The organism is Paraeggerthella hominis, from assembly GCF_021044775.1.
Taxonomy (GTDB): Bacteria; Actinomycetota; Coriobacteriia; order Coriobacteriales; family Eggerthellaceae; genus Paraeggerthella; species Paraeggerthella hominis.
This window is the reverse complement of sequence record NZ_JAJNOQ010000010.1, coordinates 70,488-93,628: the sequence shown is the minus strand read 5'-3', so window position 1 is coordinate 93,628 and position 23,141 is coordinate 70,488. Positions and strand designations below refer to the sequence as shown.

The following is a 23,141-nucleotide window of genomic DNA, read 5'->3' as shown; positions in this document are numbered from 1 at the left end:
CATCAAGGGTAGTACCGATGCATTTTATACAAGGGGCAACTGAATGAAAGTACTTGTCATAATACCTGCTTACAACGAGCAAGAGAGCATAGTGGCCGCTGTTTCAAGCGTAGTTGGGACAGGGTATGATTACCTGGTCGTGAACGACGGGTCTCGCGACGCGACCTTGGACATCTGTCGGTCGAGTGGCTTCAATGTGTTGAACCTGAGCGAGAACCTGGGGATAGGCGGAGCTGTTCAGGCCGGATACAAGTATGCCTTGGAAGCAGGGTACGATGTAGCCGTCCAGTTCGACGGCGATGGACAGCATGATGCCGCGTGCATCGAGCAATTGGTTGACGGTATTGTAGACGGCGGAGACTTAGTGATTGGCTCTCGCTTCCTTGGTGGCGATAATCAGTTTAAGTCCACGTTCATGAGGCGAGTAGGTATACAATGGCTGTCTCGCGTGATTCGCCTTTTCGGCGGGCGCGTAGCTGATCCTACTTCGGGCTTTCGAGCCTGCAGCCGTAAGGCGCTGCAGCTGTTTTGCCGTGAATATCCCATTGACTATCCTGAACCGGAATCCATTGTGGTGGCCATTGGGGCTGGTTTGTCTGTTGAAGAGCGACCGGTCGTCATGCATGAACGGCAAGGCGGGGCGTCTTCAATCGGCGCTTCGTCGAGCGCGTACTATATGATCAAGGTAACGCTTGCGATTGCGATCATGGGAGTGTTCGGCTATTTCAGCAAGGAAAAACAATGATAATACTGAGAATTATGGTTGTCGTTGCGTGTGTCGCGTTCATGCTTCTTGTCTGCAAGCAAGTGTCTGCCGGACGCCTGCTTCTCAAATACTCGTTGTTGTGGTTGACTCTTGCTTTCGTTACGATTTTGGCTTCTGTCTTTCCGGAACCCGTCTATTGGATTTCGCGATTCTTCGGATTCGACACCCCTTCGAATTTCGTGTTCTTTGCCGCGCTGTTCTTTCTTTTGGCGATTTGCTTGTCGTTGAGCGTCGTGGTGAGCAAGCAAGCTATGCGCATGAAGAACCTTGTGCAGAGGCAAGCTTTGCTGGAGAAGCGGATCGAAGGTGAAGAGCAGCATGGGAGAGAGGGCTAAATCGGTGCAGCGGATAACGGATCGTGTTGCGGGGTCGAAATGGGCCTTCTTTTTTGCGTATGCCTGCGTGGCGCTTGGAGCGGTTGTTTCGTTGTTCAGCGCGGTGCTGCGACAGCGGGCCGAAGTGCTGTCCTCTTACGAGATCTTGCTTTCGTTGCTGCTATTCGCAGGCTTGCTCGCCCTCTTTTGCGTACTGCTGAGAAGAAATAAGGAGGACGCGGGCTTCGTATTCCTTCTTGTCGGCACTCCCGCTCTGCTCGGCTTCGGCTTGTTCGTCCTCCCCGATCAGGTGCCGGATGAGATCTGGCACATATACCGAGTCTTGAATTTCACAGGATCTGGCAACGGAGGCATGATCTCGCCTGACTCCCTGGCGTACATGCAGACTCCGCGCAGCTACGAAGCGATGTTCTATGCCCTTGCAGCCTCGCCTGACTGGGGAAGCACCCATATGGTTGACAGGGACATGTCGTCGTATCTCAGCCATCTGTATGCCGCACCTGGAGTGGTCGCCGCGCTTGGAAAGCTCATGAACCTCAACCCGTTTGTCGTGGTCTACATGGCTCGAATGGCGAACATCGCCCTGTTCCTCGTCGCCGCTTTCTGGGTACTGCGGATAATTCCGCTTGGGAAGACGGTGACGTTCGTATACCTTCTCAACCCGATCTTGCTGCAGCAAGAGGCATCGTGTTCTGCCGACGCCTTTCTCAACGCAGTGTCCCTTCTGTTCGTAGCCTACTTCCTTAAGCTCTTGTTTCAGGAGGATATCAACAAGAAGGAGTGGGCGGTGCTGGCCTGCCTGCTGCTCTTCACCTGCATATCGAAATATGCTTATGCTCCGCTTGCGTTGATGCTGCTGCTCCTGGTACCGAAGGTCGTGCGCAAAAAGAAGGCTATAGTTGCGATTTACGCTGCAGTTGCCGCGGTATCCTTGGCTGCTGTGCTCTTTGCCCTCTTCATCTATAACGGGGCCGCTTTCAAAGACGCGCTCGACCTTGTTAGGTCTCCTGGTGAGTTCGTTTCGGTATTGTCGCGTTCTCTATCCGTCATGGGTCCGTTTTGGCTTTCTTCGTTCGGAGGGGCCAATCTCGGTCCTCTGACGATCAGCGTTTGGACTCCCTGCTTGTGGGCGTACTTCGTCCTTTTGGCTGTTGCTGTGCTGTATAGCTTAGGGGAGAAGCACTCGTTCAAGCGGGGCCAAAAGATCTTCATCGGCTTGTTGATAGCGGGAACGGTGGTGCTGATCATCCTTGCGTTCAGGGAATGGACTATCAACGTTGATAAGCGCTTCGATATCATAATGGGCGTTCAGGGCCGCTACTTTATTCCTCTGTTCCTGCTTCCGTTGCTGTGCTTCGTGGGTCCGAAATCCACTATCACACGTCCCAACTGCCTGTACGGTTATTCGGTTGCCATGTCGGTGATCATAGCGAGTGGGTTGGCTTCAGTTGTGCGATACTTTTGGTAAGCCAGCTCGGTCGCTTCGCTTCACGTATAATACAAGTCAAAAACCAGTCGGCTGTGATTCGATTCGCAGCTCGGATATCCAATTGATTGCGGGAATTGTATGTCGAAGATGCAGTACTTTCTCGATGCCGCACGATATACGTATCGTGAGGACGGGTGGCGTTCGGTCGTAGAGAAGACCAGGAATAACTTGCGCGAGGTGATCGCGTTAAGAAGGGGCAGCGATGCTCCGGACAACTCGTTTTTCGACGTCATGTTCGTCAACGGGTGCGACTACTCCGTTCCTCATCCGGTTCGGTACCGCGTGGGGCATCAGGTTGAGCAGCTTCGCGCGGCAGGGTTGTCCTGCGGCGTCGTTGACGCTTGGAATTTAAGGGACGATCACCTGCGACATGCCCGTACATTCATTTTCTTTCGATGTCCGGTTACTGACGAGGTGGAACGTTTCATCGGGGAAGCCAAGCGCCTTAACAAGCGGGTTCTTTACGATATCGACGATCTGGTCTTCGATACGTGTTATACAGACACGATCCCCTATGTGCAGTCGCTGACCGGAGATGATCGGGCGTTGTACGACGAGGGCGTGGTTCGTATGGGCAAGACGCTGAGCCTGTGCGAGGGTGCCATAACGACGACCGAGGCGTTGGCTGAAGAGCTTGCTAGGTACGTTCCGCTTGTGTTCGTGAACAGGAATACGGCTTCGGACGATATGCTCATGCTGTCTAACGATGCTGTGTTCCGTCGCGACGAGTTGCCGCTTTTCGAAGAATCGAAGCTATGCAAGGGGGATAGAAAAAAGCACTCTCTTGCGGTAAGGAGACGGTGCGAGCGGCAGGGTGTCGTCAAGATGGGGTATTTTAGCGGCAGCATCACGCATAATGCGGATTTCGAGATCATCATGCGCACGGTTGCGGCAGTAATGAAAGCCCGAGACAACGTGAAGCTGGTTCTGGTCGGCGAGCTCGACGTGCCGAGCGAACTTGAATCGCTGCGTGATCGGATAGAGTTCGTTCCGTTCTGCGATTGGAAGCGCCTGCCTTATTTGATAGCTGGTGTTGACATCAATCTTGCTCCTTTGCAAGACACCCTGTTCAATCGGGCCAAATCGGAGAACAAATGGGTCGAGGCTTCTCTTGTGAAAGTTGTAACGGTTGCAAGCAACGTCGGTGCGTTTTCCCGCATGATCGAGCACGATGAAACCGGAGTCCTCTGCGGTTCCGAGGAGGATTGGGAAAGAGAGTTGCTTCGCTTGGTCGATTCCGTCGACGATCGGGAGCGGATTGCGGCGAACGCGCACGCGTACTGCGTGCGCTATTGCACGACAATCAACACCGGCCATCGCGTCGCGGACTTCATTCGAGCCCATCAAATGCCAAACATTGCGATGGTCATGCCGAGTTTGAATACGAGCGGCGGGGTTCTCGTCGTCCTCAAACATGGGGCGATGCTGCAAGAGGCCGGTTACGATGTGCTGTTCGTGAATACGGACGACACCCTTGAATGGGCGGATTTCGAAGGGCGCCGATTCCCTGTGCTGAACAGGTGCGTCCCTTCCGGAATGCTGGACAGGTGCCCGTTTTCCGGTCGGATCGACAACGGAGTGGCCACGCTTTGGGATACGCTGGACTTCTTGCGTCGCTATCCCAACGTCGGCAAGAAGTCTTATATCGTTCAGAACTTCGAAACGGATTTCTACGAGCCTGGTGACCCCCTTCGGCAGCACGCTAATGCAACTTATGCTGCACGATACGACGACGTCGTTTATCTGACGATCTCGCCGTGGTGCTCCGAGTGGCTTAAGCAGGAATACGGAGTGGTTCCTCGATTTGCCCCGAACGGCATCGATGTGGAACGATTCTATTCTCAGAAGCGCGATTTTCAGGATAGACGCTGCCGAATCCTTATCGAAGGCGATTGCGGTTCCGAATACAAGAACGTTGACGAAAGCTTCGAGATCACCAATCGGCTCGACTCTGAGAAGTTCGAAATATGGTACATGTCGTATACGGGGACCACGAAGCCATTTTACAGGATCGATCGTAACCTTGGTGCGGTAGCCCATGAGGAGGTGGGGGATGTGTATCGTCAATGCGACATCTTGCTTAAGACGAGCATCCTGGAGAGTTTTTCGTATCCTCCTCTGGAGATGATGGCGACAGGAGGTTATGTGGTAGCCGTTCCGAATGGCGGCAATAGCGAGTATCTTGTTCATGAAGAGAACTGCCTGCTGTATTCCGCGGGCAAGATCGACGATGCGATCGCTGCTATCCATCGTATTTACGACGACCGTGAACTAAGGGATTCTCTATATGAAGGGGGGATCGCGACGGCGCGGGCAAGGGATTGGACATCGATAAAGGAGCAAGTGCTCGACCTGTACCGATGACGTGTTTCTTGTGGGTGAGTCCATCAGGAGTGAAGAGAAAGAGAATATCGAATGAAGGGTATTATTCTAGCGGGAGGCTCGGGCACGCGCCTCTATCCACTGACGACCGTGACGAGCAAGCAGTTGCTTCCGGTCTACGACAAGCCTATGATCTACTACCCTCTGAGCGTGCTCATGATGGCGGGGATTCGCGATATCCTGATTATATCTACCCCTCAGGATCTGCCCAATTTCGAGCGTCTGCTTAAAGACGGTTCTGATTACGGGGTAAGCCTATCCTATGCAGAGCAGCCTTCTCCCGATGGTCTTGCGCAGGCTTTCATTATCGGCGAGGAATTCGTTGCCGGCGAGAGCTGCGCTCTTGTGCTCGGCGACAATATCTTCTACGGCAACGGGTTGAGCGATCATCTGCGTCATGCAGTAGAGGTTTCCGAGCGGCAGGGCGGTGCGACCGTGTTCGGGTATCATGTGGACGACCCGGAGCGTTTCGGTGTTGTTGAATTTGATGAAGACTACAATGCCGTTTCAATTGAGGAAAAACCCGCTCGTCCTAAGTCGAATTACGCGGTTACCGGTTTGTATTTCTATGACAACCGCGTTTGCGAGTTCGCGAAGAAGGTCGAGCCCTCCGAGCGTGGGGAGCTTGAGATCACGACTCTCAATCAAATGTACCTGGAAGACGGGTCCCTCAATGTAGTCACACTTGGGCGCGGCTATGCTTGGCTCGATACAGGGACGATGGAATCGCTTTTTGAAGCGTCAGAATTTGTTCGGGCTGTTGAGAGGTCCCAAGGGCTTTCCGTGTCGGTACTCGAGGAAATTGCTTTCAATAATGGATGGATCGCAAAAGAACGACTGCTCGAGGCTGCTAGAAGCTACGGTAAATCTGCCTACGGTCAGCATTTGAAGCGCGTAGCCGAGGGAAAAATCATCCCGTAAAGAGAGGTTGAGTGGAATGAAGATTTTGGTTACGGGAAGTGAAGGTCAGCTTGGAAGTGAGTTGCGCCGTTGTTTGGAGACAATGGAGGCTGAAATCGGTCCGATCGGTGCGTGCTACAGCAATGCTCGGGTTGACTATGCGGACTATCAAACACTTGATATTTCCGATATTCGATCAGTCAACGCATGGTTCGACAAACGAGGGCCTTATAATTTGGTGGTAAATTGTGCGGCAATCACGAATGTGGACGGTTGCGAACGCAATGAGGCTGGCGCTTATCGTGTGAATGCTCATGGAGCTGAGTACCTTGCTCGTGCATGCGAGTCTTGTAAGGCGAAGTTTGTGCATATATCTACCGACTACGTGTTTCCAGGCGATGATCCCGAGCCTCGTGAGGAAGGTGACCAAGCTCGCCCTATTAGCGCCTATGGTCGGACTAAGTGGGCGGGTGAAGTCTTGGTTTCGGATGTTTGCAGCCGGGCGTTTGTGATACGAACCGCGTGGCTCTATGGTTATTCTGGGAAAAACTTTGTGAAAACTATGATGCAGCTAGCACGGGAATGCGGCAAAATTAGCGTAGTGGCTGATCAGTTTGGTAATCCGACTTCTGCGAATGATCTTGCTTATGAAGTTTTAAGGATTGCAGAGACTTCGAATTACGGGACCTATCACTGCACCAATGAAGGAACTTGCTCGTGGTTTGATTTTGCAAGCGCCATTGTAGACAGTGCGAATATACCATGTGAAAAAGAGAGCCTGACGTCCGACGAGTACAAGAAACGTTTCCCTCAGGCTGCTAGTCGTCCTGCATACTCGAGTTTGCGCAATAAGCATCTAGAGGAGACTATCGGGAATGAAATGAGACCTTGGAGAGAAGCTCTTGATGACTATTTGTCCAATTTGGGAGCATAAGGGGTCTGAGGCTGTATAGACGTTTTGCGCGTGTGATCTTGTTTAGTCGATCACAGGCAACAGTTCAGCTTTCTTGAACCCCGAATCAAGTCGCCTCGACTTGATTTTGTTGCCTAAGCAAGTCTTTTCGCAGGCGGCGCATTCAATCGCTTCTGCGGTAGTTTGCTCTGCATCTGACAGCGAGAGGTTTTCAAAACCGACGCGGTGTGCATTGTCTTTGGGGTGATTGAGGTAGTGCTCGAGATAAAGACGAGGATCCTCTCCGCAGGAGTCTTTCAACTCTGGATGCCCTGACATGTAGGAGGCAATAGAGAAACTGGGATGAGCCATTCGGCGTTCGGGAATTCCGTATTCTAGAAAGTGCCAAAGAGCGGTGTCTTCGTCGGGTATTGAATCGTAAGTAAGATCAGCATAATGCTCCAGGTAGAAACGGTAGTCAAAAACGCGAGAATAGTTTCTGTTGCCTACAATGGGCCGCTTGTTTGACTGCCGTATGGTGAGCTTGGGCCGGAGGTCTTCGGTTTTAAATGAGTACGATGGTTCTTCGATTGGATGTGCGGGGTCGTAGACGGACGCTTCGAATATGTTCAGTTGATGGGCCTCTATGAATACGTTCAAAAGCCTTTCGGCGAGAAATCCGAAAACACGTTTTTGGTACGAATCGCGGCCTTTGATAGGGTCGATATACTGCTCCAAGATGCTCTCTACGTTAAATAGCCAATGACAGTATTTATCGAGGATTTCCCTTTTGCAGATGATTATATTACAGGGGAACAAATAGTTTCGTATAACGCATCGCTTGAAGGCGGGGTAGTATGCATTAAAGTGTCGTTTGATGACGCGCTCCATCAAAGCAAGGTCGGTCGAGGAGTGGATAGTGCGGTATTGCTCCGCTACGGAACATAATCGATTATCGAATTTGCTAAATAAATAAGATCTACGGGCGACTATGCAATCATGAGTGGCAAGAATGTACTCGACTTCGCTTTTGGATAGCGGCAACCCGGTTTCCTCACTTTTTGCATAGCGTCTGTAATGGACGAGGCCGGAAATATCGCTCTTGTCGTTTTTCCAAATCCAGTGGAGTGCGGTGAGCTCGCAAAAAAATGGATTCTTAAGTGAAATGTTGCTTTCTGTCGAGTCGTCGTAGGCCCAGTCGGCATGTCGCTCACCGGTATACTTTACAGCTCCGGCATAAATTGGTTGATAATCGCTAGGGACCATAAGGTCTATGTGCTTATGGGATGCTATGTATACTTTCACGCGGGTTCCTCCTTGGTGAAAGCAAGCGATTCTGACCGCTGCTTTCTTGCGACGGCTGCTACGTGAGCTGGTTGCAGAGTATTCGCATTTCCCCATCGTTTGGACCCAGATGGTTTCCGATGGCTAGTACTGATGAGATACGTTCTTTATGCTCCTCGATGAAGTCGAGACAAGCGGCGATGCTGTCGAGGCTTGTGCTGTCTTGGAGGAGCAAGGCGCTTGGATGATGCGCCGAGTAGCATCCGCAGGCAAGGAGTTCGGGCCACTGCGCGAGGGAAAGCGACGCTATGCATAGGTTATATGGTTCAAGTTCATCTTCGGGTGATTCGATGATCCAGGATGCAATAGCCAAGCATGTTTCGAAAGGCGTTTCCGCGGCGAAACGCCTTACATTTATATTGTTGCTCATCAAAACCGAGTCGAGGCACTTTGCATCAGCTGGCACGTTTCCGAAGCAGAGGACTTCATTGACGTTACTTTTTTGCAAAAAACCAGCAAATCTTGCAGGGTCGATATTCTGATCGTTGAAGGCCGCAAAAATCGGACAAGCTTTGCGGTAGAGGTAAGGAGAAGCGACGAGGGACTCTGGATTGTTGTCGAATCGCACAAACGCTGCTTGGTTGCTCCAGTAGCCCTTATCGAATCCGTATTGGAATATTTCATTCGACATGCTCCAGACATCGCCTTCGTTTGCAAAGTGATGAATAGCGGGATCCCATGGTAGATCGTCGAGTGCTTCGAGTGCTCTTGTGGCGCATTTTCCGCAGTCGATGGTGAATATCTTGTTTGGTTTGTAGTCAAAAAGAAGTCTCTCGACGGCCTCGGATAGTGCATCCGGTTTAGTTGACACCACTGGCGCTTCAAGAGCTCCGCCAAGAGAATTTCCCATAATTGCATTTATGTGGGACGTACCGGATGTGATGATTACGGTGTCGGCGTGGTGGTCGCGGTATCCTTTGAGCGCAAGTTTGACGTTGGTGCTGTCGGAGTTTTCCCCATAGACTCTGTGAAACTGCGGTGCGGGGCTGCTTGACTTCAATGTTTCGCGAAGGGCGTCGAAAACACGTTGCTCCGCTTCCTTGGTGCCCGTTCGTCCTCCAAGACCTCCGTACATGTGGCAGAGCATGGTGGCGTCTCCGCTCATGCGAACGTGGCCCTTTTCAATCCATATCGCCTTGTTGCACATGCGCTCGATCTGCGCATTGCTGTGCGATACGATGAGGACGGTTACGCCATATTTTTCGATCAGCTCGTTGATGCGATCCTCGCACTTTTTCTGGAACATGAAGTCGCCTACAGAAAGGACTTCGTCTACGACCAGAATCTCCGGCACGATAACGGTGGCGATGGCAAATGCGATGCGTGCAACCATGCCGGATGAATAATTCTTGAGCGGCATGTCCAGGAACTTTTCGATTTCGGCGAATTCGACAATCTCGTCGAAGTGGTCGTCGATGAACTTTTTTGAGTAGCCCAAAAGCGCTCCGTTAAGGTAAATGTTCTCCCGTGCGGAAAGCTCCGTATCGAAACCTGCTCCCAGTTCGATCAACGGGGCAATGTTGCCATTGATCTCGCACGCACCTTCGGTGGGCTCTAGAACGCCCGCAATGATTTTAAGGAGCGTCGATTTGCCCGAACCGTTCGTTCCTATGATGCCGAATACATCGCCTTTCTTCACCTCGAACGATATATCGTCGAGTGCCGTGAACCCTTCGAAGAACAATTCGCGGCGAGCAATCTTGATGGCGTATTCCTTCAAGCTGTTCAGCTGTTCGGATGCCATATTGAAGATCATCGATACGTGATCAACCTTGATCATGGTTTGGCGATTGTCGTCTGCCTCGATGCTTTCGGAGTCGCCGATCGACAGGGCAGAGGTGTTAACGTTTTCGGGCATGGTGCACCTTCGTCTCTAAACGTACAGGATGAACTTCTTTTGCTGCTTGCGGAATACGAGGACTCCCAGCAAAAGAGCGATTGCTCCGCAGCCGAAGCAAATGAGGTTGTCCATAAGGCCCGGCGTGACGCCCCACATAGCTATGTCACGGAAATAGCTAACGTAGTAGTACATGGGGTTGAGCTGCATGACGGGAACCATCCACTCGGGAAGGATGTCGATGGAGTAGAACAGCGGCGTGGCGTAGGTCCATGCTGTCAGGATGACGCCCCATAGATGCATGATGTCGCGGAAGAACACCGAAAGAGCGGCAAGCAGAAGGCCGAGCCCCAAGCTGAACATGAACAAGTAAGCGAGAAGCACAGGCAGGAGCAGGATGTTGAACGTGGGCACTACGCGGAAAAACACCATGACGATGGCTACGGCAACAAGCGATATGGCAAAGTTCAGAAGCGCGAAGACGACCTTCTCAAGCGGGAAGAGCATCTTGTTGATGCGAATCTTCTTGATGAGGGGCGCGGAGTCGATAATTGAGCTCATTGCCCCTGAAGTGGCATCCGACATGAAGGTAAACAACGTCATGCCGAGGATCAAGTACACGGGGAAAGGCTCGACTCCTCCGCGAAACACGACGGAGAAGACTGCCGCCAGCACTATCATCATGAGCAAGGGATTGAGTACTGACCAGGCGACGCCCAGCACGCTGCGGCGGTATTTGAGTTTGAAGTCTTTCGAAACGAGGGACTTCAATATGAACATGTTGCGCTGCAGCGAATCTTTGGAAAAACTCATTCGGATTCGAGCCCTCTCTTCTTCACTTCAGAATTGCGTCCAATTAATCGCAATCCCTGCATGATATCACGCAGGGGAGAAGTCTCTGACGTTTTCATTACTTTCGCGCAACGCATCGGAGGCTGCGTGGCCTTGATTTGCTTGGCCTCATCGCGCCCGACAGCCGGCGTTCGGCGAGTACCCTGTATAAAAGCACTTTGCATGGAAACGGTGACGCTGGCGGGCTATGCGCTTATAATCTTATGCATTTGAGGCAATTGCACGTACAGTCGTATATAAGGATGGCTATGAAAACCTATCTCGTGACCGGCGGAGCCGGCTTCATCGGCAGCAACTTCGTCCACTGGGTGGTGGAGAACCGGCCCGAGGCGCGCGTGATCGTCCTGGACGCGCTCACCTACGCCGGCAACCGCGAGAACCTCGCGGGCATTCCCGCCGACCGCATGGAGTTCGTCCACGGCGACGTCTGCGACGCCGACCTGGTGGACGGCCTGTTCGCACGCGCCGACGCGTGCGTGCACTTCGCGGCCGAGAGCCACAACGACAACTCCATCGCCGACCCGGCCCCCTTCGTCCGCACGAACGTGCAGGGCACCTACACGCTTCTGGAGGCCGCGCGCAAGCACGACGTGCGCTTCCACCACATCTCGACCGACGAGGTGTACGGCGACCTCGCCCTGGACGACCCGGCGCGCTTCACTGAGGACACCCCGTACCGCCCCAGCTCCCCGTACAGCTCCACCAAGGCGTCGTCGGACATGCTGGTGCGGGCGTGGCACCGCACCTACGGCGTGCGCGCCACCATATCCAACTGCTCCAACAACTACGGGCCCTACCAGCACGTGGAGAAGTTCATCCCGCGCCAGATCACGAACGTCATCTGCGGCGTCAAGCCGAAGCTCTACGGCGACGGCCTGAACGTGCGCGACTGGATACACACCGAGGACCACTCGAGCGCGGTGTGGACGATCCTCGAGAAGGGCCGCATGGGCGAGACCTACCTGATCGGCGCCGACGGCGAGAAGAACAACATCGACGTGCTGCGCGCCATCCTGGAGGGCATGGGCCGCCCCGCCGACGAGTTCGACTGGGTGCGCGACCGCCCCGGCCACGACCGCCGCTACGCCATCGACTCCTCGAAGCTGCGCCGCGAGCTGGGCTGGGAGCCCAAGCACACGGACTTCGCCGAGGGCTTGGCCGACACCATCCGGTGGTACCGCGACAACGAGGCATGGTGGCGCCCCGCCAAGGAGGCCACCGAGGCGAAGTACGCGAAGCAGGGGCAGTAGGGGGACGGCATGGCAACAGGGAATATCGTGGAATCCGGCAACTTCACCTTTGCCGACACGTCCATCGAAGGCGTGAAGGTCGTCGACGTCAAGTCGTACGGCGACGCTCGCGGCTACTTCATGGAGACGTACAAGCGCCCCGATTTCGTGGCGGGCGGCATCGACGTGGAATTCGTGCAGGATAACCAGTCCTCGTCGACCAAGGGCGTGCTCCGGGGCCTTCATTTCCAGATCGAGCATCCGCAGTCGAAGCTCGTGCGCGTGGTGTCCGGCGAAGTGTTCGACGTCGCGGTCGACCTGCGCCCGGGCAGCCCCACCTGGGGCAAGTGGGAGGGCGTGGTCCTGTCGGCCGAGAACCGGCGCCAGTTCTTCGTCCCCCGCGGCTTCGCGCACGGGTTCCTGGTGCTGAGCGAGACGGCGGAGTTCTGCTACAAGTGCGACGATATCTACCGTCCGGGAGACGAGGGCGGCCTTATGTGGGACGATCCGGAGGTTGGGATCGACTGGCCGGCGCTCCGGGGTGACGAGGTCTTCGATCCGTCCAAAGTGGTGCTGAGCGACAAAGACAAGGTGAATGCCGCCTTGCGCGACCTTGCGTAGCCTGCCATGCGCATAAAGTGCTTGGGGTTATGCCGCGGAGACGGCAAGGGGTACGCCAGGATTCGCGTCGAAGGCGCATCGCTCGACGACGTGGATATGTGCGCTTTGCTTGGTGATGGCGTTGAGGTTCCGTCTTTGTGGATGCCTGATGGGGCGTCCCCGCACGAAGGGACGCTCGTTTTTCCGTTGCTCCACAATGCGGCTTTCGATATTGTTGCGCGCAAGCGAGGAGGTTGCGAAGCCTTCTCGATTCGCATTGCGCCTTGCAAGCTGAAGTGGCTGTCTCGATTGAACTATCGCATGCGCCCTTCGCTGTGTGCTTCCATGCGAGGCGTTGACGAGCGCGATGGCGGTCGTTTGAAGCTCTCCTTGTTCAGGTGCATGCCTGATGGCGATGAGTCGGTTTGGCGCATCGCTGCCGAATCGCCAATGCTCGATGCGGATATTGCGTTTTCCGTAACGGGGTCTGACGGAAGGCGTCTCGACATCACCCCAATGCTTTTCGAGGATCAGCGTGTTCCCGAGGGAATGGAAGGCGGCATTAAAGCTCGCGTAGTCGTTTCGCTTCGCATTCCTGCAGGCGTGGATGGCTTCTGCGTGCTCGCGCGGGACGCGTCGGGCGGGTCGCTGCCCGGCATGATCGGCTTCGATCCGGACGCCTTTCAAGGCGAGTTGCAGGGGGCGCTCTATCGCGTGCGCACGGCGGCAGACGCCCAAGATTACGAGCATTGGTGCAAGGCTCACCTGGCTTCGATGCAGGGCGCTCAAGCATGGCGTGCCGGCACGTTCGATATCGAGCCGCTCGTGAGCATTGTGGTTCCCTGTTATCGCTGCAATGAGCGATACCTCAAAGACATGATGAATTCCGTCATGGGGCAAACCTATGCGAAATGGGAGTTGGTGCTTGTTGATTCGGAGTGCGAATCATCCCGCGTGTCTTGCGTTGCCGAGGAGTTCGCCGATGGTCGCATAGTCGTGGTGCCCGTTGTCGACAACGGGGGCATCGTGGGCAATACGAATCTTGGCGTCGAGCATGCCGCGGGCGACTATGTGGCCTTTTTGGACTATGATGATGTTCTGGAGCCCGATGCGCTGTACGAATACGTGCGCGCTATCAACGGGCATCCGGATGCCGGCGCATTGTATTGTGACGAGGATGCGTTCGAAACGCTGGGCGTTTATTGCGATCCGGTATTCAAGACCGACTTCAACAGGGATTTGCTCTATGCGCACAACTGCGTGACGCATTGGCTTATGGTGAAGAAGGCGGTGCTCGACGAGATTGGCCTGTCCGCTCCGGAGATGAACGGGGCGCAGGATTACGATATGGTACTGCGGGTGTTGGAGACTGGTCGCGAGATCGTGCATGTTCCGAAGCTCTTGTACCACTGGCGGCGTCATGCAGGTTCGACGGCTGGGGACAACCTGGAGAGCAAGCCGTATGCTCATATTGCCGGGAAGGCTGCTCTGAGCGGTCATTTTGAGCGGCTTGGCATTTCGGCTGTCGTTGAAGATGGCGATGGCCCGTTTGTTTACCGCGTGCGCTACGAATTGCCGTCGCCGCCGCCCTCGGTAGAGGTGCTCATCCCCAGCAAAGATCACGTGGACGTTCTCGATCGCTGCGTGGCTTCCATCTTGGAGAAGTCGACGTACTCTGCTTATCGCATAACGATTATCGAGAACAATAGCATCGACGAGGCGACGTTCGCCTATTATCGTGAGCTTGAGCAGCGAAGCTCTCGTGTTCGAGTGATTGAATGGCCCGGTGAGTTCAATTATTCGAAAATCATGAATTTCGGTGCGGCAAGCACCGATGCCGACCTGCTGCTTTTGCTTAACAACGACACCGAGGTGATCGCCCCCGACTTCATCGAGGAGATGGCTGGTTATTTGCAGCGCTCCGATGTGGGGGTGGTGGGCGCGAAGCTGTTCTACTACGACGGACTCGTTCAGCATGCGGGCATGCTGATAGGCCCTCATGATACGGTCGTTCACGTGAACCAGAACGTTCCCGACTCATGGGGGGCGTATTTGGGCCGTGCGGTGCGTCCTGGTAATTTCTCGAGCGTGACCGGCGCGTGCCAGATGGTGCGTCGAGCGGTATTCGAAGAGGTCGGCGGCTATTCTGAAGAGTTCGCGGTAGGGTACAACGACGCCGATTTCTGCTGCAAGGTTCGAAAGGCTGGCTATAGCGTGGTGTTTACCCCCTATGCCAAGCTGTATCATAACGAATTCGTATCGCGTGGTCGCGAAGAGGGCGACCCGGTGAAGACGGAGCGTTGGAGGCGCGAGCGCGCTCGTATGATGAGCAAGTGGCCGGACTATTTCGAGAAGGGCGATCCTTTCATGAACCCATGCCTCGATAGGGATAGTCTGTACTTTGCCTTGCCGCAAAATCAGGAGTTGGAGCAATGATCCCAGGGCGGTTTCGCGCCGAACGTGATCGAGGTTTAGCGTCAAGTCGTAGAAAGTCGAAGGCAGCGCATGTGGTCTGATTTCGTACTTGCTGTTTTGGTGGGGGTCGCGCTTCTTTACCTGCCGGGCTTCTTGTTCGTGCGGCTGGTTGCATCTTCGAACGTGACGTCTTTCGTCTATGCTCCCGTGGTGTCTTTGACGATGTACTGCGCGATGGGCGCGTTCAACTATTCGCTCGGAATTCATTCTAGCGTCGTTTCGGTCGGTGTCCTTGCCCTTGGCGTTGTAGTAGGAGCTTATGCCGTCGCTTTAGGGATTAGGCGATCGGTGAAGAGCTTGTGGCGTCCTGCTTGCGATGGCGATCTTGGGAGCATGGCGAGGTGCTCGCTTTATATTGGCGTGGGCGTGGTGGCTGCGTCGCTTCTCTTTGTGCTGCCTTTGGACGGCCCGGCTTCGCTCGTGCAAACATACGATAACGTCCATCACTTCGGATTGGTGCGAAGCTTCGTCGATTCGGGGGATTGGTCGCTTCTGCATACGTCGCTGTACCTTGACGAAGCGGGCAGGGCGGTCAACCCGTTGCCGGGCGCTGGGTATTATCCCGCGGCTTGGCATGTGCTGTGCGCTATGGTTATCGGTGCTTCGAGCGTTGATCTTCCGGTGGTTGTGAATTCGGTCAACTTCATCCTGGTTGCGATCGCGTTCCCTTCCGCTGTGTTCATGCTCGTAAAAACCCTGTTTCCCGACAATGCGCGCATCGTCGTTCTTGGTGCCGTGTGCGTCGCTGCTTTCGGGGCGTTTCCTTGGGTGCTCGTCGATGTATGGCCTCTGTATCCGAATACGCTCTCCTTAACGATGATGCCTTCGGTGATCGCTTGCTTTATTCGCGTATGTTCTGACAACGTGACATGCGGGAGACGCGTGTTGTATGGCTCGGGATTTGTCGTTGGCTTGTTGTGCTTGACGTTTTCGCAACCGAACTCGATTTTCTCGATGGCGGTGTTCCTTATTCCCTTTTGCATCTACAGGGCTTCGTTCATTGCGTATCAACGCTGCCCTCGTGACGGCAAGAGGGCGGTTCGAGCGTTTGTCGTTGGCGCGGCGACCCTGCTTGCCATATTCGTCATTTGGCTGCTTTTGACCGCAGCGCCTTTCTTGCAGGCGGTCGTCGGCTACTATTGGCCGCCGATCACGTCCGGCGTGCAGGGCGCTTTCGATGTGCTGAAACTCTTGTTTGCCGGATCCGTTTCTCAGCCGGTGCTGGCGGTTTTCGTGTTTCTTGGCATTGCGTATGCCTGCATACAGAGAAGGTACTTGTGGATAGCCTGCTCGTATGCGCTATCGTGTTGTATCTACTATGTTGCATCGACGTTCGGCGATACGTGGATCAAGCATGTGATGTCGGGTTTTTGGTATACGGATCCTTATCGGATCGGCGCGTTTGCTTCTATTTTCGCTATACCTCTTGCGGCTATGGGCCTTTACTTTGCCATGAAGGTTGTCGAGCGTATTCTTGAATCCGCGTACCAAAGAAAAGGATCGTTCTGGAAACTGGTTCCTGCGATTGCGGTGGTGGTTCCTTTTGCCGTATTCGTATACGCTCCGAATGCGGTGACTGCGGGAAGGTGGGACGCCTTCCGTGGGTTTATCGAAACCGCTGCCTCCTTGAACGACAACGCTGCAACGGGGTTGTATGATTCTCGTGAAAAGGCATTCGTCGAAGAGGTGAAGCAAGTGGTTTCCGATGACGAACTGATCGTCAACCATCCTTACGACGGATCCTTGTTTGCTTATAGCATTAGCGATTTGAATATATATTATCGCTATATTGCCGGATATGGTTTCCCGGGGGAGACTCCGGAAAGCGTTTCTATTCGCGACGGGCTTGCAGGCTGGCCCAGCTGTCAAAAAACAAAGGAAGCTTTGCGCAGCGTGGACGCTCGTTACGTGCTTTTGCTCGATATCGATCGGAAGCGAGCGAAAGATGTGGCCCTGTCGTACGACGAGGGCGCTTGGATCGGCTTGGAAACGATTACCGACGAGACAGCGGGGTTCGAGGTCGTCTTACGGGATGGGGATATGAGGCTGTATCGTATACTTGACGAAATGGCCTAACGGCCGAGTACCATCTTCAGGGGCTTTAGAAGCGCGTCTCCCGTGCGGTACGTTTTGGATCCGTACACTTCCTCTGTTGCGACGATTGCCCGAAGGCTGTCGTTTAATCGCAGTTCTGATTTACGGTTTGCCGCGCGAAGCTGCGAAAACAGGAATTCGTCCGAGTTGTCGTTGAGCAGATGCTGGACCTGGTCGTAGACCGACTGATCAAAGAAGTCTTCTTGGGGCAGCGTGTCGATATCGAGGAGCGCGCAGCCGCGTTCTTTCATTTCACGCCGAAGATCTTCGAAGGCGGCGCGTGACTTCAGACTGGAGAAATTGAAGAAAACTGATTCTGCAGCCCAATTCACGAACCCTCGCTTGATCGATTCGTAGAGTTTTTCATTTTGCAGGTACTCCTTGGCGGCGACGAACGATTGATAAAAATCGAGCGGAGCTCGTTCGTTCGTTGCTATATTGCTCGAAGGATTGTTTACGCGGTAGTGATAGAGCACTTTGTCCACAGTTGCGATACGTTGTGCTTTGACGAGCGCGCAGCAAACGAAATACAGATCAGCGCTACGCTGAATTTCGTGAAAACGCAGCTTGCAGTCGTGAATAAAGTCCGCTCTGAACAGTTTGTTCCACGTCCAATTCTGAAATGCAGAAAACAGCTGGTCTGGATTATCTCGATGGGACGAGACTTCGTCGGGAAATGCATGCGTGTCGAGAGACCAGGGGATGGGGAGCGTTTCCCCGGTTTCGTCATTGTACGAGTCCACGCGGTAAACGACGACATCGGCATCGGTTCGTTTCGCCGTACCGCAGGCGATCTCTAGAAGATGCGGGTCGGTGAAGTCGTCAGCATCGAAAAAGGAAAGGAAGGTTCCGCACGCGGCATCGAGGCCGGCATTGCGGGCGGCTCCTTCGCCTTTGTTCGACTGGTTGATGATTCGTATGCGAGGGTCGCTTTCGGCAAGTTTCGACATGATTTGCATTGATTGGTCGGTTGAGCCGTCGTTGACGCAGATAAGCTCGAAATCGGTCATAGTCTGATCAAGAACGCTTTTGATACACTGGGCAATAAACCGTTCTGCATTGTAGACCGGAATGACGACCGATGCTTCGGGGTTCGACATGGTTCTCCTCTATGCGTTCAAGCGCTGATGACGAACTGAATGATAGCATGGGCAGCCAGGACATTCGACGTATTCACCACTTTCACGCAGTCGTGGCCGAACTCTGAACCACTCTGAACCGAGGGGTTGAAGGATGGCTTCCAAGTTGATGGCAACCGTGTTCGCGAGGTGGTGCTGTTCGAGTGAATGAGCCGGTCATCGTTGGCTGATTGCGTATAATAGGCCAGGATAAGCTAGCGGAAGGACGGAGCGTTTCATGCCAAAATCCGAGCAGCCCCGTGTTTCGGTGCTGGTTCCCATATACAACGTGGAACGTTATTTGCCGCAGTGCCTTGAGGGGTTGTGCCGGCAAACGTTGCGCGAACTTGAGATCATTGCAATCAACGACGGTTCGACCGATGGCTCTCTGGCGATCCTGCAAGACTGGGCCGCTCGAGATGACCGTATCGTGATACTGGACAAGCCTAATTCGGGATACGGCGCCTCTATGAACAGGGGGCTGGAGCGCGCGCGCGGAAAGTACATTGGCATTGTCGAGCCTGACGATTATCCTGAGAGGTCGATGTTCGCGCGCTTGGTTCGCGCGGCTGATCGACATGGCTGCGACCTTGCGAAGTGCAATTACTACGAGCATTTCGACGATCGCGATGTGCCTAATCGAAATCTTGCCGAGCATCCGTATAGGAGGCCCTTCGATCCGGCCGACCGTCCGAACATCTTGTGCACTATTCCTTCGATATGGACGGGATTGTATCTTCGGGAAATGCTTGATCGCGAGGGCATACGCTTCCGGGAAACCCCGGGTGCCTCGTTTCAGGACACTGCTTTCGTCATGAAGTCGTGGTTTGCCGCTCGTCGATGCGTGCTTGTTCGCAAGCCGCTTCTGCATTACCGCATGGACAATCCGGGGTCGTCGGTGAAGACGGCTGACAAGGTGTTCGTGGTATGCGATGAGCTTGCTGATTGCGAGAGCTTCCTGCGCGCTCGTCCGGAGAGAAGCGAAAGGTTTCTCGGCTGGTTCCTTGTCGATAAATGGGGGAAGTATCGCTGGAATTACGAGAGAATCGACGCGTCGATGCATGAAGCCTTCGCCCAGCGTATGAAGGAAGAGTACCAGAAAGCGCTCGACGCAGGGGAACTCGACTTCTCATTGTTCCAGCCCGAGGATACGGAGAAAGTCGAACTTCTTTTAAGCATTGGCGCTGAGGAGTTCGCTCGCAGCCATCCGGATACGTTCTGAGCCGTTTGGAGGCATCCGGGTTCGAAAAGGCTTATGAGATCGGCCGAAGCGACCGAGAAGGGCGGTTACCGTCCCTCTCGGTCGCTTTTCTTCGCCAGATATTCGCGCGTCGTCTTCCAAGTGAATGCGGGTCCGACGTTCTTGAGGTTGTAGCAGCCCTGCTTCACGAGACCCCATGCGTAGGGGAGCTTGCTTGGATTGGGGTCGGGCAAACCGCGGAGCTCTGCGAACAAGCGCTTGCTGCCGGGAGATATTTCCGAATCGGACAGTACCAGATCGGCATTCATGCGTGCGAACATGGAGGCTGCTTCGGCTCGCAGTTCGGGATTGTCGAGGCTTACCTCTTCCAGGACCCCTCCCAGATACGTGAATCCACGGCTGTTGTGCGCGCGCAAGATACTTTCGTCGTGAACATGCAGGTTTTCCAGCACATCCATCATGTCGTTCCAGCGCGCGAAGGGCAGCATCGTGTTGTTGAGGGCGAACGCCTTCGATTTCTCCGGCGTTTCTTCGCGATAGCAGTAGTAGGGCGTGTCCAGGTACCCGATACGGTCGGTCTGGCATAGGGTTTCCAGTAGGAACGGGTTGTCGGCCCAGCCAGCTCCTGGATATTCGCGGAAGCGTATGCTCCGATCGTCCAGGAAGCTTTTGCGATAGACGGCTGACCAGATGGAAGGATGGTGCGAGAGCAGGTGGGCTGCCTCTCGTATGGCGAAAGGCTGGCGTGCCGGCTTGATGCGGCTGCGGTAACTGCAGTTCAGCTTACGCTGTTCAGACGTGTCGGGCATCCAAATGCGCCAATAGGGAGTTTTCACGATGTCGAGTTCCTCGTTGAACCCGTTGGCGAATGCGAGCATGTCGGCATACATGCCGGCCTCGATCCAGTCATCGGGCTCCACGATGGAGATCCACGTTCCGGTCGCTTCCCTGAGGCCGCGGTTGCACGTTGCTCCGTACCCTTCGTTTTGCTTGTCGATCACGCGAACGCGGTCGTCTTGGGCGGCGTACGCTTGCATGGTCTTCAACGAGTCGTCCGTACTGCCATCGTTCAGGCAGATAACTTCAAGGTTACGATGTGTTTGCGCCAGGATGCTGTCCAGGCACTGCTCGAGGTACGGCCCCGCGTTGAAGATGGGGACGATAACGCTGACTAATGGGTCGTTCGCGGGCATACTGCTCGGCTCCTTCTCGATTGCGTGCGACCGTCCCATAATATCATTTCAGTCTTCTTGGGCGTTAGTCCCGCAGCTTCCTCAACGCATCGCACACACGGTCGTAGGCGTCTTGGGTGTCGGGCATCAGCTCCCAAGCACCGTCCATATCGCTTGCGTTCAGGACTTCGTTCATCTTGCAGGCTGCTCGGTACAGGTCCTTGAACGAGAGGTTGCCGGCCACCCCTTTGAGGGAGTGCGCCTCTCGCTGGGATCCTTCGATGTCTTCGCGATCCATGGCTTTTTGAAGTTCTGAGAAATGAGGATCGTCAAGAAACTTCACAGCAAGGCGAAGATACAGGTCCTCGTTGTTGCCGAAGCGCTCCATGGCCTCGACATAGTCGATGCCGCTTTTGGCAAGTTCAGTGTTGTCAAGTGCCATGCTCGTCATCCTTCCATCGCGTCGCGTTCGGCTTTGCAAGGAAGGAAGTATACCTTTAAGCGGCTGATCAGGGGGATCTTATCCGTTATTTGTCATGCGAACGTTGCTGGAATGCGACCAGCGGGTAGTTATGACCGCTCGCGCTCGTCTTCCACGAACACGCCTTCCTGCTTGAATACTGCAGAAAACGTTTTGAAGAAGATCTTCACGTCCAACGGAAAACTCATGGTGCGCACGTACTCGACGTCAAGCGCCAGGCGATCGTGCCACGGCAGCGAATTGCGGCCGTACACGGCTGCGTAACCGGTCACGCCCGGTTTGACCGTAAGCTTCAAATGCTCGTCGCCAACGTAAAGCTCGGTCTCGCGGCGCAGGTCGGGACGGGGTCCCACTACGCTCATGTCGCCCTTCAGCACATTGAGGAACTGCGGCATTTCGTCAAGCGACGTCTTTCTCATGAATGCGCCTACGCGGGTCATGCGCGGGTCGTCGGCTCCGTTGTACGTGGATCCGTCCTCCATGACCAGATCGGGCGCATTCACCTTCATCGAACGTAGCTTGTACATTTTGAAATCCCGTCCGCCAACTCCCACGCGCGGCGCGTTGTAGAACACGGGCCCTTTGTCTTCGAAATGAATGAACGGCGCCAAGATGGCGATGATCAATAGGACGAGGGGCAGGGCGATTATGCCTACGACCAGGTCGCAGGCTCGTTTTCCGAATCGTGCGTACATCAGACGGCGCCCTTTGCTTCAAGGGACTCGTAGGAGCGCTGGAACGTTTCCGCAACGTAGCGTGCGTCGCCGTCCGAAAGCGAGGTATGCAGCGGCAGCGTTACCTCGTTTTCGAATTGCGCGAACGCGTTCGGGAAGTCGGCGATGTCGAATCCCAGATTGCGGTAGGCGGTCAGCAGCGGCAGCGGCTTGTAGTGGACGTTGGTGGACACGCCCTCTTCGGCCATGCGCTCGATCAGCGCGTTGCGGAATTCCTGCGATTTGCCCGTCAGACGCACCAACATAAGGTGTCCGCTCGATGCGAAGTCGTCCCCGTAGTGCTGCAGGATATCCAGATCCATTCCCTCGAAAGCCCGTTCGTACAAGCCTATCAGTTCGCGACGACGTTCCAGCATTCCGGGGTATCGGCGAAGCTGGGCAAGCCCCATGGCGGCCTGAATATCGGTCATGTTGCATTTCCAGCCTGGAAAAGCAACATCGTACTCCCAAGCGCCCGCTTTGGTTTTCGCGAGGGCGTCTTTGGTCTGGCCATGAAGCGATTGGAGCATAAGCCCGCGGTAGAAATCGTCATCATCGAACAAGCCTGGGCGCCAGGAGAGCGCGCCGCCTTCCGCCGTGGTGAAGTTCTTCACGGCGTGGAACGAAAACGTGGTGAGGTCCGCAACCGAGCCGCAGGTTTTGCCGTGGTAACGCGCGCCCAGAGCGTGAGCCGCATCGGCTACTACGGCAATGCGGCCGATGGCGGCTTGCCGATCGTTCGCTGGCGTCCACGATGCGCCTGCGCTTTCGATTGCCTGGAGCAAACGGTCGTAATCGCACATGCGCCCGGCTATGTCCACGGGGATGATCGCCTTGGTGCGATCCGTGATCAAGGCGGGCAGGGCGTCGTAGTCCATCTCGTAGGAGCCGGGGGCGGTGTCGCACAATACGGGAGTCGCACCTACGTGGCAGATGGGGGAGCACGATGCGGTGTAGGTGTAGGCGCAGGTGATGACTTCGTCGCCCGGTCCGATGCCCAGCGCGCGCAGCGCGCACTCGAGCGCAGCCGTGGCCGATGCCAAGCAGGCCGTGCGGGGGGCGCCCACGTACGATGCCAGATCTTGTTCGAGTTGCTTGGTTTTGGGTCCCGTTGTGATCCAGCCGCTTTTCAAGGCGTCCGTTACCTCGGCTATCTCCGCATCCGTGATGTCGGGGGGAGAGAACGGGATATGCTTCTTTTCGGTCAAGAGCGTGCTCCTCGTGTTCCGTGCGATCCCTCGCGCGCTGGTGCGATTGGGCG

19 protein-coding genes are annotated in these 23,141 nt (G+C 54.9%); 11 read left to right on the top strand and 8 right to left on the bottom strand.

Going from position 1 to position 23,141, the window contains the following annotated elements:
- Window positions 1-43 precede the first annotated feature (43 nt).
- The 6 genes from LQE90_RS10580 (at window position 44) to rfbD (ending at window position 6,806) form a co-directional block, all read left to right on the top strand.
- On the top strand, window positions 44-745 hold the full coding sequence (locus LQE90_RS10580) for a glycosyltransferase family 2 protein (RefSeq protein ID WP_216529699.1): 702 nt from the start codon (window positions 44-46) through the stop codon (window positions 743-745).
- Between the two features lie 14 nt (window positions 746-759).
- The gene (locus LQE90_RS10575) at window positions 760-1,101 is read left to right on the top strand and encodes a DUF2304 domain-containing protein (protein WP_231088295.1); all 342 of its coding nucleotides are present in this window, start codon (window positions 760-762) and stop codon (window positions 1,099-1,101) included.
- Window positions 1,085-2,569, top strand: a complete 1,485-nt coding sequence (locus tag LQE90_RS10570; RefSeq protein ID WP_216529697.1) for a DUF2142 domain-containing protein — start codon at window positions 1,085-1,087, stop codon at window positions 2,567-2,569. Before LQE90_RS10575 ends, LQE90_RS10570 begins: the two co-directional genes overlap by 17 nt.
- A gap of 339 nt (window positions 2,570-2,908) precedes the next feature.
- A complete protein-coding gene (locus LQE90_RS10565; protein WP_216529696.1) occupies window positions 2,909-4,954 on the top strand; it encodes a glycosyltransferase in 2,046 nt (681 codons plus the stop codon).
- 51 nt (window positions 4,955-5,005) lie between these two features.
- Window positions 5,006-5,893 (top strand): glucose-1-phosphate thymidylyltransferase RfbA, encoded by an 888-nt coding sequence (gene rfbA / locus LQE90_RS10560; RefSeq protein WP_216529695.1) that lies wholly within the window; start codon window positions 5,006-5,008, stop codon window positions 5,891-5,893.
- 16 nt (window positions 5,894-5,909) lie between these two features.
- Window positions 5,910-6,806 (top strand): dTDP-4-dehydrorhamnose reductase, encoded by an 897-nt coding sequence (gene rfbD, locus LQE90_RS10555; RefSeq protein ID WP_216529694.1) that lies wholly within the window; start codon window positions 5,910-5,912, stop codon window positions 6,804-6,806.
- 42 nt (window positions 6,807-6,848) lie between these two features.
- Here rfbD and LQE90_RS10550 read toward each other — a convergent pair whose 3' ends face one another.
- The 3 genes from LQE90_RS10550 to LQE90_RS10540 are packed head-to-tail and all read right to left on the bottom strand — an operon-like array spanning window position 6,849 to window position 10,758.
- On the bottom strand, window positions 6,849-8,069 hold the full coding sequence (locus LQE90_RS10550) for a DUF4422 domain-containing protein (RefSeq protein WP_216529693.1): 1,221 nt from the start codon (window positions 8,067-8,069) through the stop codon (window positions 6,849-6,851).
- Between the two features lie 58 nt (window positions 8,070-8,127).
- Entirely contained in the window at window positions 8,128-9,966 is a 1,839-nt protein-coding gene (locus tag LQE90_RS10545; RefSeq protein WP_216529692.1) for an ABC transporter ATP-binding protein, read from the bottom strand.
- A 15-nt stretch (window positions 9,967-9,981) separates the two neighbouring features.
- On the bottom strand, window positions 9,982-10,758 hold the full coding sequence (locus tag LQE90_RS10540) for an ABC transporter permease (protein WP_216529691.1): 777 nt from the start codon (window positions 10,756-10,758) through the stop codon (window positions 9,982-9,984).
- Between the two features lie 287 nt (window positions 10,759-11,045).
- Between LQE90_RS10540 and rfbB the strand changes: the two genes are divergently transcribed.
- The 4 genes from rfbB (at window position 11,046) to LQE90_RS10520 (ending at window position 17,177) form a co-directional block, all read left to right on the top strand.
- Window positions 11,046-12,047, top strand: coding sequence for a dTDP-glucose 4,6-dehydratase (rfbB, locus tag LQE90_RS10535; RefSeq protein ID WP_216529690.1), 1,002 nt, complete (start codon window positions 11,046-11,048; stop codon window positions 12,045-12,047).
- 9 nt (window positions 12,048-12,056) lie between these two features.
- Entirely contained in the window at window positions 12,057-12,647 is a 591-nt protein-coding gene (gene rfbC / locus LQE90_RS10530; RefSeq protein ID WP_216529689.1) for a dTDP-4-dehydrorhamnose 3,5-epimerase, read from the top strand.
- A 381-nt stretch (window positions 12,648-13,028) separates the two neighbouring features.
- Window positions 13,029-15,062 (top strand): glycosyltransferase family 2 protein, encoded by a 2,034-nt coding sequence (locus LQE90_RS10525; protein ID WP_231088294.1) that lies wholly within the window; start codon window positions 13,029-13,031, stop codon window positions 15,060-15,062.
- A gap of 69 nt (window positions 15,063-15,131) precedes the next feature.
- Window positions 15,132-17,177 (top strand): DUF6541 family protein, encoded by a 2,046-nt coding sequence (locus LQE90_RS10520; RefSeq protein WP_216529687.1) that lies wholly within the window; start codon window positions 15,132-15,134, stop codon window positions 17,175-17,177.
- Here the strand turns inward: LQE90_RS10520 and LQE90_RS10515 are convergent.
- Window positions 17,174-18,295, bottom strand: a complete 1,122-nt coding sequence (locus LQE90_RS10515; RefSeq protein WP_216529686.1) for a glycosyltransferase — start codon at window positions 18,293-18,295, stop codon at window positions 17,174-17,176. The two genes, LQE90_RS10520 and LQE90_RS10515, sit on opposite strands and share 4 nt — an antisense overlap.
- A 256-nt stretch (window positions 18,296-18,551) precedes the next feature.
- Between LQE90_RS10515 and LQE90_RS10510 the strand changes: the two genes are divergently transcribed.
- Window positions 18,552-19,535, top strand: a complete 984-nt coding sequence (locus LQE90_RS10510) for a glycosyltransferase family 2 protein (protein WP_216529685.1) — start codon at window positions 18,552-18,554, stop codon at window positions 19,533-19,535.
- 65 nt (window positions 19,536-19,600) lie between these two features.
- On the opposite strand, the gene LQE90_RS10505 is transcribed toward LQE90_RS10510, so the two are convergent.
- From LQE90_RS10505 to LQE90_RS10490, 4 genes are all read right to left on the bottom strand, one after another.
- Window positions 19,601-20,707: a glycosyltransferase family 2 protein gene (locus LQE90_RS10505; protein ID WP_216529684.1), complete on the bottom strand. Its 1,107-nt coding sequence runs from the start codon at window positions 20,705-20,707 to the stop codon at window positions 19,601-19,603.
- 64 nt (window positions 20,708-20,771) lie between these two features.
- On the bottom strand, window positions 20,772-21,128 hold the full coding sequence (locus LQE90_RS10500) for an Hpt domain-containing protein (protein WP_216529683.1): 357 nt from the start codon (window positions 21,126-21,128) through the stop codon (window positions 20,772-20,774).
- A 128-nt stretch (window positions 21,129-21,256) separates the two neighbouring features.
- A complete protein-coding gene (locus tag LQE90_RS10495) occupies window positions 21,257-21,862 on the bottom strand; it encodes a sugar transferase (protein WP_216529682.1) in 606 nt (201 codons plus the stop codon).
- Window positions 21,862-23,088, bottom strand: a complete 1,227-nt coding sequence (locus LQE90_RS10490) for a DegT/DnrJ/EryC1/StrS family aminotransferase (RefSeq protein ID WP_216529681.1) — start codon at window positions 23,086-23,088, stop codon at window positions 21,862-21,864. Before LQE90_RS10490 ends, LQE90_RS10495 begins: the two co-directional genes overlap by 1 nt.
- Window positions 23,089-23,141 lie beyond the last annotated feature (53 nt).